This is a genomic window from Amycolatopsis orientalis (genome assembly GCF_000943515.2).
Classification (GTDB): domain Bacteria; phylum Actinomycetota; class Actinomycetes; order Mycobacteriales; family Pseudonocardiaceae; genus Amycolatopsis; species Amycolatopsis orientalis.
Map to the genome: position 1 here is coordinate 25,410 of NZ_CP016174.1, position 12,239 is coordinate 37,648.

Annotated in this window: 8 protein-coding genes; 3 read left to right on the forward strand and 5 right to left on the reverse strand. The window is 71.1% G+C overall.

Annotation, left to right across the window (positions count from 1 at the left end; translation table 11 throughout):
* The first annotated feature begins 68 nt into the window (after nt 1-68).
* Genes SD37_RS00130 through SD37_RS00140 form a run of 3 tightly spaced genes read left to right on the forward strand, consistent with a single transcriptional unit; the run spans nt 69 to nt 3,251 of the window.
* Nucleotides 69-1,376, forward strand: a complete 1,308-nt coding sequence (locus SD37_RS00130) for a sensor histidine kinase (RefSeq protein WP_037308626.1) — start codon at nt 69-71, stop codon at nt 1,374-1,376.
* A 16-nt stretch (nt 1,377-1,392) separates the two neighbouring features.
* Entirely contained in the window at nt 1,393-2,244 is an 852-nt protein-coding gene (locus SD37_RS00135; protein ID WP_044849505.1) for a class I SAM-dependent methyltransferase, read from the forward strand.
* Nucleotides 2,245-2,264: 20 nt separating this feature from the next.
* Nucleotides 2,265-3,251, forward strand: coding sequence for an LLM class flavin-dependent oxidoreductase (locus SD37_RS00140; protein ID WP_044849504.1), 987 nt, complete (start codon nt 2,265-2,267; stop codon nt 3,249-3,251).
* Nucleotides 3,252-3,318: 67 nt separating this feature from the next.
* On the opposite strand, the gene SD37_RS00145 is transcribed toward SD37_RS00140, so the two are convergent.
* From SD37_RS00145 to SD37_RS00165, 5 genes are read right to left on the reverse strand one after another with little or no spacing between them, the layout of a single operon-like run.
* On the reverse strand, nt 3,319-5,247 hold the full coding sequence (locus SD37_RS00145) for a TNT domain-containing protein (RefSeq protein ID WP_044849503.1): 1,929 nt from the start codon (nt 5,245-5,247) through the stop codon (nt 3,319-3,321).
* A gap of 40 nt (nt 5,248-5,287) precedes the next feature.
* A complete protein-coding gene (locus SD37_RS00150) occupies nt 5,288-6,439 on the reverse strand; it encodes an ADP-ribosylglycohydrolase family protein (RefSeq protein ID WP_044849502.1) in 1,152 nt (383 codons plus the stop codon).
* Nucleotides 6,440-6,443: 4 nt separating this feature from the next.
* Nucleotides 6,444-8,507, reverse strand: coding sequence for a YrhB domain-containing protein (locus SD37_RS00155; protein ID WP_044849751.1), 2,064 nt, complete (start codon nt 8,505-8,507; stop codon nt 6,444-6,446).
* 14 nt (nt 8,508-8,521) lie between these two features.
* Nucleotides 8,522-10,768 carry an ADP-ribosylglycohydrolase family protein gene (locus SD37_RS00160; RefSeq protein ID WP_044849501.1) on the reverse strand — a complete coding sequence of 749 codons (2,247 nt, stop codon included), beginning with the start codon at nt 10,766-10,768 and terminating at the stop codon, nt 8,522-8,524.
* Complete coding sequence (locus SD37_RS00165; protein WP_174567810.1) at nt 10,769-12,238, reverse strand: TNT domain-containing protein; 1,470 nt, start codon at nt 12,236-12,238, stop codon at nt 10,769-10,771.
* Between the last annotated feature and the right edge of the window lies 1 nt (nt 12,239).

Consider the following 12,239-nt stretch of genomic DNA (forward strand, 5'->3'; position numbering starts at 1 on the left):
TTGGTCTCTGGATCCATGTGGCGTAACCGGAGATACTCCTGCCGGTGCTACGGGCAGGGGGAAAGTCCATGGCGAAGCGGCCGCCCAGTTTCCTGGTGACGTTGCTGCGTCGTGGCGCGCCCGCGCTCGCGACGGCGACGAGTGAGCTGTCCGACGAGGTCGGCGACCCGACACCGATGCGCGCGCTCCGGCGGATCCAGCGGATGTCCGGGCCCATCGACACGGCCCATCGCGACAACCTGCTGCTCAGGGCCGCCCGCTACGTGGCGCTCGTCCCGCTGGTCTACCGGCTCTTCGCGGTGCCCGGCGCGTTCGGTGTCTACGTCTCCACGCACGGCATGATCGGGATCGGCCCGGTCGGGCTGGTGGCGCTCGGCTCTGTCGGGCTCTCGCTGTACGGGATCCGGTGGATGCTGCGCTCTGCGCCGTTCCGCCCGCAGCACGCCGCCCGGCTGCTGGCGCTCGACCTCGTGTTCACGCTGCTCGCGCCCCTGGCCGTCGGGGCGCTGGTGCCGTCTTCGGTGTTCACCGAGGCGATGGCGGTGCCCGGCAAACATCTGCTCGGCGAGGTCGCGCTGCTGGCGCTGGCGCTGGGCATGCCCGCCGCCGCGGCGCTCGCCGTCGTCAGCTTCCCGGTGCGGATGCTCGCGTCCCTGTTCGGCACCGGTCACGCCGCGCCCGGCGACGCCATGGCCACCTTCCCGGCGATCCTCGGCGTCCTGTTCACCGCGAGCGGCGCCCTCGTCCTGATCGGGCTCGGCACCAGGCTCGCCCTCGCGTACGGCATCCGCAACGGCAGACTCGCCGAGCGTGCCCGGCAGCACCGGGTGCTGCACGACTCCGTGCTGCAGACCCTCGAAGTGATCGCGCTGGCCGACAAGGGCGATCCCGCCGAGCGGCTCGCCGAGGTCCAGCGGCTGGCACGGGCGCAGTCGATGGAACTGCGGCGGACGATCGAGAACGAGACCTCGGAGCGGTCGGAGGCCGGGTCGCGGCCGTTGGGCGAGAAGCTCGCGTCGCTGGCGGCGGAGATGGCGCGCGACGGTCTGCGCGCCCAGCTCGTGATCGCCGAACTCGACGACGACACCCTCTCCGAGGTCCGTCAGATCGCCATCCGCGACGCCGTCCGCGAGTCCCTGCGCAACACGCTCAAGCACGCCGGGACGGACAAGGTCGTCGTGCGGGTCGAGGAACAGGAAGGCGGCGTCGCGGTGATCACCCGCGATCACGGCGCCGGGTTCAGCCTCGACGCGCGGCCCGCCGGTTTCGGGATCAGCGAGTCCATCACCGCCCGGCTGAACGAGGTCGGCGGGACCGCCAGGGTGGAGTCGGCTCCGGGCAATGGCACCAGAGTCACCCTTTGGGTGCCGTTCTGACGGTAAACAGGAGAACATGAAGAAAACGGATGTCCTGGCCGAGGCGCTCACCGCGTATCGCGACGGTGACGAGGCCAAGGCGGCGGACCTCGCCGGGCGTGCCGGATCCACGCTCGGCACCGAACTGCACCGGTACCTGAACGACGGCGGTGGCGGCCCGGTCTACGACCAGCCGGCCGCGTTCACCGCGTTCATCCGCGGTGGCGGCAACGTCCAGCTCTACCGCAAGCTCAGCGCGATGCTCGCCCGGCGCTACGGCACCGTCGGTTCGCTGCTCGACCTCGGCTGCGGCGACGGGCTCGCCGTCGTCCCCGCGCTCGAACAGGCGGATCGGCAGCCGGGCCGGATCGACCTCGTCGAGCCGTCGAGCGCGCTGCTCGCCGAGACGCGCAAGCACCTCGACGGCACCCACGGCCTGCATACCTGGGACGCCACCGCGCAGGAGTTCCTCGCCCGCGAAGACGACCGGACATGGCAGCTGACGCAGTCGACCTTCGCGCTCCAGTCGATCCCGACCGAGGAACGCACCGAGGTACTGCGGTCGCTCCGGCCCCGCACCTCGTGCCTGGTGCTCGCCGAATTCGACGTTCCCGAGTACGACGAAGACTCCGCCGAGTACCTGCTTTCGCTGGTCACCCGCTACGAACGGGGGATCTCGGAGTACGGCAAGGACGCGTCGCTGGTGGCGCAGGGGTTCCTGCTGCCGATCCTGCTGGGCCTGATCGACCCCGCGAAGGGCCGGACGAACTGGGAGCAGCCCGCCACCGATTGGGCCTCGCAGCTCAAGGAAGCGGGCTTCACCGGCGTCCGGATCGAACCGCTGGCCGACTACTGGTGGTCTCCCGCCGTCCTCCTCACCGCGTCCTGAGGTTGGCTACCTTGGGGGACATGGGGATTCTGCTTTCCGCGCTGGAACTCGCCGTCGTCGAGGACGGTCGCGCGGCCACCGAAGTGCTCTCGTCGACGGCCTCCGTCGCCGGGAAACTGGAGGAACTGGGGTATCACCGGCTCTGGATCGCCGAGCATCACGGCTCGCCCGCCATCGCGACGGCGTCGCCGCCGGTGCTGGCGGCGCATCTGGCCGCGGTGACTTCGACGATCCGCGTCGGCTCCGGCGGGGTGCTGGCGCCGAATCACGCCCCGCTCGCGATCGCCGAGCAGTTCGCGACGCTTTCGGCACTGCATCCGGGCCGGATCGACCTCGGCGTCGGCCGGGGTCCCGGCACGTTCGACGAAAAGATCATCCGCGCGCTGCGGCGTGGCGCGGATCCGGCGACGGACGACGATTACCGCGCCGACGTCACCGAGCTGCTGCGTCATCTGGCCGGGGAGACCGGCATCCGCGTGCTGCCCGGCGAGGTGCCGGCACCGGAGCCGTGGCTGCTGTGTTCCAGTGCGGCCGGTGCCTCGCTCGCGGCCGGACTCGGCCTGCCGATCGCGGTCGCGCACCACATCCGCCCGCAGAGCACGGCCGACGTGCTGAAGACCTACCGCGAGAACTTCAAGCCGTCACAGTGGCGCGAGAAGCCGTACGTGATCCTCGCGGTCGAGACCATCTGCGCGGATACCGACGCCGAAGCGGCGTACATCGCCGGGCCGTGCGCGGTGATCAAGTCGTACCTGCTCAAGGGCGAGGGCGGCGACCTCGCCTTCCCGACCATGGAGCAGGCGGCGGCCCACGAGATCGCGCCGGACACGGCCGGGATGATCGCGGAGTTCACCGCCGCGCAGGCCCACGGCGGTCCGGAGAAGGTGGTGCGGTCGCTGGAGAACCTCGCCGCGGCCACCGGTGCCGACGAGCTGATGCTCACGACACCGGTGTACGACGCCGATCTGCGGGCGAGGTCCTACGAACTGGTCGCCAAGTCGATCTGATCGCCTTTAGCGGGCTAAACGCGATCCGTGCGCGCGCTGCCCCCGCATCCAGAGGACTGAACGCGTTCTACTGGATGCGGGAAAGGGCGCCGGTTTCGAGGTGCTGGGCGATCGGCCGGGGCAGCACGTAGGCCACGGCCCCGCCCGGCGTCCCGTTCCACGGCGCCGTGATCCCGGTGACCACACGCAGCGGACGCTGGACGCGGTAGAGGCGGCGATCCCGTTCGCGGTCGGCGGCCAGCGACGTCTCCACGAACCGTGCCGGCTCGGCGTGCACGAGGTTCCCGGTCTCGTTCCCGAACCGCTGCACGGTGCTGCCCGCGGGCAGCACGATGATCCGCTTGCGGCGGAAGAAGTTCAGCGGCGGCTCGCCCCGCAGCGGCAGGATCGGCCAGTCGGCCGGGTTGTCGGCCTCCTCGTTCGCGCCCACCGCGGCCCGTGCCGGGTACAGCAGCAGGGTGCCCAGGAAGAACCGTGCCGCTTCTTCGAGCTTGGCGAACGCCACCGGCTCGTCCGTCGGCGGACGCGAGACCTCCCAGCCGTTCTCGGCGCGGCGCAGCGTCCACACCCCCGGCTCGGGTACCGCGTTCGCGCCGATCCGGTAGGCCGTCGGCGCGACCCCGTGTTCGGCCAGCCGCTGGTACAGCACCTCCAGTACTTCACCGGCCCGGACGTCGCGGCCCGGCTCGCCGTCGCGTTCGACGCGGGTGCGGACGCTCTCGTCCGGCAGATCCGCGTCGGTCTGCGGTGGTCGCGGTTTGCCGACGATGTCGGCTTCGGCGGTCGCCCGCACCAGCTCGCCGACCAGCGGCGGCCGGAAGCCGGCGGCCCGGATGTGCTCGATCAGCTCCGGCTCCGGCGGCACCCCGTATTTCCGCAGGTAGTGCGGGACGGCCGCGGGCCAGATCCAGACGCCGTCGGTGTGGAAGGCGTTCGGCACGTCCGGCGGGCCGTTGGGGGTGAAGATGTCGGGCTGCGGACCCGGCCGGGTCAGCGCCACCGGTGAGCGGAAGAGGTAGTCCAGCACGCCGCGGACCTGGTCCGGCGGCACGGGCGGCCGGGTGACGACCGGTCGCTCGCCCTCGTTGTGCGCGTCGACGACCTTCGCGTGCCGGAACACGACGTCCAGTGGCAGCCCCGCCTTGGCCGAGAGCCAGGCCGGGACGTGCTTCTTGTCGCGCGGGAAGACCGCCAGCTCGGCCGCGTACGCGCGCGGCGACGGCTTCCCGCCCTCGTTCGGCGGGATCCGCCAGGTCGGTTCCTGTTCGGAGTCGAAGTCGAAGTCGAAATGCGATTCCGAGTCGAGCGTGAAGGTGCCCTGGAACCAGGTGCCGGTCTCGGGGTTGTGCATCGCCGCGCGCAGCCGGGCGAACAGCGAGCCGAGCCGCGGCGGGGCCGGGATCGACACCGACACCGGGCCGTTGCCCTCGTCGCCGACCGAACGGACCTCGAGTTCGGCGTAGTCGCCGACCTGCCGGAACTGGGCGCCGACCCGGTGCCAGCCCGGCGGCAGTACGCCCAGCAGCGTCCGGCCGATGGCGCGCAGCAGCGCGGGCTGGTCACCCGTGCCGTTCTCCGGCCGGGCGCCCGGCGCCTCGACGAAATCGTGCCTGGTCTGCCACAACGCCGTCAGCCGCGACGGCGCGGCCGTGGTCGAGAAGTCCGTCAGCCCCAGTTCGGCCGCGCGGGCCGCGTCCTCGCCCGCCCAGCGCAAGGTCAGCTCGCCACCGCCGGTCTGGGGCGCGATCTGGAAGTACTCGTCGTCGAACCGGCCGTAGGTCTGCAGGCTGAAGGTCGCGCCGACCTCGCCGTTCAGCACCACCCGGGCGGCACGGCCCTCCCACTCGCGGTCGAACCCCTCGGGCGCCGCTTCCCCCGGCGGCGCGACGAGCAGCAGCGTGCCGTCTTCGGTCGACCGCTGGGCCCCGAAGACGGTGTCCCCCCATACGGCGTACAGGCCGTCTGGCCGCTCCGCCGCTTGAACCCGGTAACGCACGTGTCGTCCCCTCCCCAAGTTCCCCAAACCGGAGGTAAATCTAGTAGGCCGGGTAGCGGGCGTACCACCGGTCGTCACCCGGCGCGTTTCCGCCGAACTCCGCGAGCGCGTCGTCCGCCAGCTGTCCGATCACCTCGGCCAGCTCCAGTTTCTCCAGCCAGTCCTGCCGCAAGGCCTGCTCGCCGTACATCGCGCCGACGAGATTCCCGCAGACCGAGCCCGTCGAGTCGCTGTCGCCGCTGTGGTTCACCGACGCCAGCAGCGCCGAGTTCGGGTCCGTCGTGGTCAGGGCGACGTAGACCGACATCGAAAGCGCGGTTTCGCCGATGTTCCCCTGCCCGAGCGTCTCGAGCTTTTCCGGCGTCGGCGCCCCCTCTTCGGCCAGGGCGAGCGCCTGGTCCAGCGCGACGCTCTGCTCCTCGTGGCCCTGGTACTTCTCCAGCTCGACACGGGCCGTCGCGACGGCGTCGAGCAGCGGCTTCCCGAGCAGCAGTTCGTGCACGATCACCGCGAAGGCACCCGACGAGAGATACCCGCTCGGGTGACCATGGGTCAGCGCCGCGCTCTCGGCGCCGAGCCGGAACACCTCGGCGAGGTCGTCCGACCACAGCGCGACCGGGGCCGCGCGCATGACCCCGCCGCAGCCCTTCGAGTTGTTCACCGGCTTGTCCATGCCCGCGCGCACGCCCGTCTTGCCGTACGCCTCCAGCTCGCTGAAGCAGGTGAGGCCGGGCGCGCGACGGCTGAACAGCTCGCGGTTCGTGATCAGCCAGCCGTCCGGTTCGGCGCTCGTCGCCTCCGGTCCGCGGGCCCGCTCCCACGGGACGCCCTGGGTGTGCAGCCAGCGCTGGTAGGCCAGCTGGAGGGACTGCTCGACGGCGACAGCGGCGTTAGCAAAGGTCCCCCGCTCCCCCTGGGCGATAGCAAAGGTCCCTTGCTCCCGCCGGGCGCCCGCATGGGCCCTGATCAGGCCTTCCAGGGTGAAGAGCGTCATCTGGGTGTCGTCGGTGATCCGCCCGATCCCGCCGTACGCGGGGATGAGGTCGGTGATCCCGGCGGGCCCGGCGATCTCGCGGATGCGGTCGATCGAATCGAATTCGGTCTTCGCGCCGAGCGCGTCGCCGATCGCCCCGGCGAACAGGCTGCCGCGCAGCCGCGACCTGGTCGCCGGATCCTGAAGCCACTCGCGCATCTCTTTACTGATCTCCTCGCGGGTACCGTTTCGCGTCCCAGCGGCGCCGCTCTTCGGGCTCGCGGGGCAGGCCGAACCGGTTGAAGTAGTAGTAGGCGTCGCCCGCCATATTGTCGACGACGCCCAGGTCGGCATACGCGGCGAGCCAGGACTGCGGCAGCCCGGGCACGGTGAGCCTGGCGCCCACCATCGCCCCGGTCAGCGCGCCGGTCACCGCGCCGCCGCGCGCGGCCAGCGTCAGTGCGGCTTCGGGGTCGTGTCCCCGTTTCGCGGCGGCGAACAATGCCCTGCCCAGCACCGATAGCGGCGTCCGGCCGTCGCCGATGCTGTCGAACTGCTCGACGTCATCACCGCCGACGTCGTTCCGGAGGTCGAGCACGGTCTTGACCAGCTCGCCGACCTCGCCGCTGTACTCGTCGAAGCCCGCGAGGAAGTTCGCCACGGCCGGTTCGCCGTTCCGGGCCGCGAGCTGGGCGCGGAACAGGTTCACCAGCAGCTCGGCGCCGTGGACGACCTCGTGCCCGGCCGCGGAGCCGACCAGCTCACGGACCACCTTCATCGCGTAGAAGGCGTCGTCGGCGGGTCCGGGCACCCCACCGGTCACCGTCGCGGCGAGCGCGGTCGCCAGCATGGCCGAGAACTCCGCGGGGGCCGGTCCGGCGGCCGCGGTGGCCTTGGCGACCCAGCCGTCGGGACGTCCGCCCGCGGGCAGCGACGCCGGGATCTCGGTGTTCTCCGGGGTCGCGTCCAGACCGCGGATCACGGACTCGGTGTGGAACAGCAGCTGCCGGGTCAGCCCGCCGAGCGGCAGGCCTTCGGCCGGATCCGCACCCGAACCGAGCGCGTCCCCGAGTGCGAAGCCCACGTACGCGCCGACAAGCCGCGGGTACGCGAAGCTGCCGACGGGGATCGTCGGGTTGTAGAACTTCCCGAAGTTCCAGGCGCTCGGACGCGGTTCGCCGTCGTCGTAGAAATGCGTCACCAGCCCGTTGGCGAACAGGTCGCCGGGCAGTTCCGGCAGCGGACGGCCGTCGTACTTCGCCCGTGACCGCCGGTAGGAGAGCGTCGCCGCGCGGGCGTAGCGGACGAGCTCGTCCGTGCTGAGCGGAAGGCCGTTGTCCCGGGCCTGGTCGGTGAGATTCCGCAGGTTCGAGGTGGCCTCGCCGAGATCCTGGCCGTACTCCTCGCGAAGGGCTTCGTACGCCTTCGCGTACTCCTCGCTGAGGTAAGCGGGGCGCCCGACGGACTCGGGACGCTCGGCCTTGGCCGGGAGTCCGAGGTCGGCGACCTGCCGCAGCGTTTCGGGATAGACGTTGAACGGCTCCGGGCGGCCGGGGTTGACCAGCAGGCCGACGCCGGGGGTGTCCTTGGCCCGGCGCAGGAGGACGCGGGGCTGGACTCGCTGCCAGACCGTGTACTCGGCCGGGATCTGCGCTTCGGACGTGTACACGACAAACCGCGCGCCCGCGTCACCGAAGTCGCGGACCTGCAGGTGACCGTCCTTCGCCGGGGCGAGCACGTCGAGATCGAGCATCCAGTGGACGAACTCCTCCGGAGTGATCCACTCGACGCGGAGGTAGCCAAGGAGCGTCTCGACGGCGCTTTCCGGCTTCGGCCGTCCGGAGAACCGGGGTCCCGGCCGGTGCTCCGGGTTCGCGCGGACCGCGCCGGTCGGCTCGCCGTACAGCGTCTGCTGCTCCCAGCGCACGATCGCCGTCTTCGGGACGGGCAGGCCGGGAACCACGGCCGGGTCGAACTCCGGGTCGACGACCTCGGTCCAGCGGGTGAACGCGTCGTCGTCCTCCCCGTCGCCGCCCGCCGCCGAAACCGCCATCAGCTCCAGGTCGAGCCGGATCTCGCCGCCGTCGTCCGGGACGAAGGCGACCGGACTCGGGAACAGGCCGGCGGCCGGGTCGGTCCCGTCGAGCCAGCCGACGGTGTTGTACGTGACGTTCCAGCCGTCGGTCGCGCGCACGACGTACTCGCGGCGGACCCGCAGCGCGCCGGTCCCCTCCCCGCGACCTGCCAGCCACTCCTCGACGCGGCTTACGGCTTCCTCTTCGTTCATCGTCCCCATTTCATTCACCAGCGCGGATACCGCTGGGCCCAGCCGTCGACCTCGTGCAGCGCCGAGTGGCGGTCGAAGTGCCAGAACGCGTCGGTGGCGATGTTCTCCACCAGGTAGCGCAGTTCCAGCTGTTCGACCCACTTCTGCGGCAGGCCGGGAATGCCGGTGCGGGCGCCGAGCAGCGCACCGGCGATCGCGCCGGTGATCGCGCTGCGGCCGGAGTGGTTGACCGCCCGCAGCAGCGCCTGCTCCGGGTAGTTCTCGAAACCGGACAGCGCCGCGAACGCGCGGCCCAGTACCGAAAGCGTGCCCTTGCCGTCGCCGATCAGTTCCGGGACGCGGAGATCGGGCAGCCCGTGCTTGCCGAAGAACGGCACCGATTCCGCGACCATCGCCTTGAGATCCGCCCAGACCGGACCTCGCTGGTGCGGGTTCTGGTCGCTGAAGATCTCGCGGGAGATGTTCCAGACCGGGTAGCTGAACGCCTCCGAGGTCAGCGCGGGTTCGAACAGCCAGGTCAGGTAGGTCGCCGCCTCGACGTCGATCTCGCCGGGATGCGTGACCGAAACGAGGTCGCGTACCGCCTGCCGGACGCCGCCGCTCATCGCGCTGCCCGGTCCCGCCGCGGTCATCGCCGCCGGCAGCGCCGCGACCAGCGCGTCCGGCCCGCTCAGCGGCCTCGCCGTCGGCGAGATGGTCGCCAGCGCGTGGTAGGCGTTCAGCTCGGCGTCGTCGGGGGTGCGGCGGACGCGGAGTTCCGGCACCTTCACCAGCCAGCCGTCGGCATTGTCCAGCGGCGCGCCCTGGGTGTGCAGCCAGCGCATCAGCGAGTTGCGGGCCACCGTCCCGAGCGCCCGTTCGGCGTCGCGGTTCTCCGGCTGCTCGCGGTGCGGGCTGCGGATCACGGCCTCGGTGTAGAACAGCAGCCGCTGGGTGAGCGGCCCGATCCGGCCGGGCAGGTCGAACGCGACCGGCAGATCGGTGACGCCGTCCGGGCCGTAGGTGCTGTGGATCTCGTCGAGCCGCATCCGGTCGACGGCCGCCCCGAGTGCCTCACCGAGCGCGAAGCCCACGTACGCGCCCGTGACGCGCTGCCAGCCGTAGCGGGAGCTGGAGCGGTCGCGGTCGAAGTACTTGCCGAAGGTGTCCAGGCGCGGCTGGATCTGCCCCTCGTTGTCGTAGCCCGGCGCCAGTCCGTTCGCCCGGAGGTCGTTCGGACGGCTGCGTGGCGGCTCCGGCTGCTTGAGCCGCGCCAGCCACGACTGCCCGAGGACGGTCTTCTGGCATTCCTCCGCGGTCAGCTCGAAACCGCGGCGGCGGGCCCGTTCGGCCGCGGCCAGCGGTGGCTTCACCGGCTCTGGAAGACCCATCTTCGCGGCGGTTTCGGCCGCCAGCTTCTCCAGTTCCGGATCCGCCTCCGGGCAGCGCTCGTTGACGTCGACGTGGGCGTCCCGGCGCGGGAATCGCAGGGCGGTCTCGGCGAGTTCGGCGCCGCTGACGTCCTCGAACGTCGCTGGTCCGCCGTTGATCACCAGGTTCGGCGGGCTTTCGTAACCGGCCAGCGTGGCGATGTCGACCTTCCAGTACCCGTGCTCGCGGGACGGGAGGTTCCTGGTCGAGCTGAACACCCGCAGTTCGGCGCGTTCTTCGTTGAAGTAGAACCGCTCCGTCTTGCCCGACGCCAGGTCGAGCGGGACGTAGACCTCGCAGCGGAGCAGCCCGATGAGCAGCTGTTCCCTGGTCAGCCAGCCGACGCTGGCGAACGACAGCAGCGTTTCGAGTCTGTTCTCCGGCTTCGGATAGCCGCGGCGGACCGGACCGGCCTTGTACTCGGGGTTCTCCCGTTCCTCACCGGTCTGGACGCCGTCCGGGCTGACCTTGACCCAGCCCGCGACGACCGCCGGCGGGACGCCGAGGTCACCGAGCCCGGCCTTGGCGTATTCGGGGTCGACGACCTCGCGCCACGCCTCCTGGCCGGGGAATGCGACCGGGACGCTGAGCCCGCCCGGCTGCGGATGCGCCTGGCGCAGCTCGCCGTCCGGTTCGCGGACGATCACCGACGGCGGCGGGAAGATCTCCTTCTCGGCATGACCTTCGTCGAGGAAGGCGATCGTGTTGTAGGGGACCGACCAGCCCTCGGGGATGCGCAGGACCTTTTCGTGGTTCACGCGCAGGCCGGCGCCGCCCGGTGCGGACACGTCCGGACCGTGGACCGCGCGCAGCCACTCTTCGACCTTGGCTACCGCTTCCGCCGATTCCACCTACTCGATCCTCTCCAGGCTGCCGTCGGACACGTGCTCGGCGATGGTCCTCGGGAGCACGTAGGCCACCGCCCCACCGGGCATGTTCGCCCAGGGGACGGTGACACCGGTGATCACGTGGAGCGGGCGGCGCAGCCGGTAGGTCCCACCGACGCGTTCCCGTTCCAGCGGCAGGGACGTCGTGGCGAACCGTACCCCTCCGTGGTGAACCAGATTGCCGGTTTCCTCGCCGAACCGCAGTACGACCGTACCGGCGACCATCCGGCTGACGCGCTTGTTGCGGAGCAGTGTGAGGGGCGGCTCACCCGGTGCCGCCTGGACCGGCCAGTCGGCGAGTTCCTTCGCGGTCTCCAACGGGGTCTCATGTCCGGCGGTCATCCGCGCCGGATGGAGCAGGACGGCGCCGAGGAGCTGGTGAGCCGCGTCTTCGAGCCGGTCGAAGTACTTCGGCGACACCGGGGTGCCGCCCGAATAGGCGGCGACCTCCCAGCCCTTTTCGGTGAAGTTGAGGCACCAGGCGCCGTCCGCGCGGTCGCCGATGCGGTACGCCTCCGGCCACACGGCGTGTTCGCCGAGCCTGCTGACCAGGACGACGAGCAGCTCCTCGTCGGTCAGCGTCGGATTCGGTGACGTCTCCAGCTCCGCGGCGATGTCGCCTTCGGTCTTCTTGACGTCGGAGCGGCCCGGTTTCGGCCGCGGCTTGCCCAGCAGGTCCGCCTCCGCGGTCCGCCGCACGAGGTGCTCGACGTACGGCGGCTGGAACCGCTGGCCGCGGATGTGCGCGACCAGGTCCGGCTCCGGCGGGATCCCGTACTTCCGCAGGTAGTGCGGCACGGACGCGTGCCAGATCCAGGTGCCGTCGGTGTGGTAGCTCTCCGGGACGTCGCCGTCGGCGTCCGGCTCGAAGATGTCCTTGCCGAGACCGCTGCCGGAGAGGATCGCCGGTTCCCGTTCGAGATATTGCGCGATCAGCGGCGCTTCGGCCTCGTCCAGCTCCGGTCTGTCCACCACCGGCGGCTTGCCCTCGGTGTAGGCGTCGACGATCCGGGCATGCCGGAACTCGACGCGCAACGGCAGTTGCGCGCGCAGCCGCCACCAGTCCGGGATGTGCTCGTCCTCGCGCGGGAACGCGGCCAGTTCGTCCGGGTACGCCGAGGCCGCCGGTGCCTTGGTCCACGCCGGTTCGTCGTCGAGGGTGAAGTCGAAGTCGAAGGTGCCGTCGGGTTTGAGCGTGAACCGCGACTGGAGCCAGGTCCCCCGCCCGGTCCCGTACATCCCCGTGCGCAGCTTGCCGAAGAGGTCGTTCAGCTCGGGTGCGGGCACGCAGTTGTGGCCCTCGAGTTCGGTGTGCTCCCCGGCTTGCCGGAAATCGGCGACCGCGGCGTGGGCGGGGTCGGTGATCCCCGCCAGGATGAGCCTGCCGATCTGGACCAGTAGCCCACGCTGTTGTTCCGGAGTGAGTTGTTCCACG